Genomic DNA, 647 nt, shown 5'->3' on the forward strand with positions numbered 1-647 from the left:
CAGTTCATCGCCGTGGGCACGCCGCCGGACGAGGATGGCTCGGCGGACCTGCAATACGTGCTGGCCGCCGCGCGCAATATCGGCCGCCACATGACCGGCCTCAAGGTGGTGGTGGACAAGTCCACRGTCCCWGTGGGCACCGGCGACCGCGTCGCCGCCGTCATCCGCGAGGAACTGGCCGCCCGCGGGCTGGAAGACCTCCAGTTCTCGGTGGTCTCGAACCCCGAGTTCCTGAAGGAAGGCGCCGCCGTGGAAGACTTCATGCGCCCGGACCGCATCGTGCTGGGCTGCTCGCCCGACGTGGCCGGYCGCCATGCCAAGGCCATCATGCGCGAGCTGTACTCGCCGTTCAACCGCAACCACGAGCGCACCTTCTATATGGATGTGCGCTCGGCCGAGTTCACCAARTACGCGGCCAATTCGATGCTGGCGACGCGTATTTCCTTCATGAACGAGCTGGCCAACCTGGCTGACGAGGTSGGYGCGGACATCGAACTGGTCCGACTCGGCATCGGCTCSGACCCGCGCATCGGCTACAGCTTCCTGTACGCCGGCGCCGGCTACGGCGGCTCGTGCTTCCCGAAGGACGTGCAGGCGCTGATGCGCACGGCCACCTCGTACGGCAAGCCGATGCGGGTGCTGGAAGC

The 647-nt window shown here is 67.2% G+C and carries 1 protein-coding gene; it reads left to right on the top strand.

The genetic code is table 11. The features are described from left to right. Positions 1–647, top strand: a 647-nt coding sequence (locus AB4Z27_RS29280) for a UDP-glucose dehydrogenase family protein (protein WP_441646011.1), incomplete at both ends; no start/stop codon positions are given.

The sequence above is a fragment of the Cupriavidus sp. KB_39 genome (genome assembly GCF_052114485.1).
Taxonomy (GTDB): domain Bacteria; phylum Pseudomonadota; class Gammaproteobacteria; order Burkholderiales; family Burkholderiaceae; genus Cupriavidus.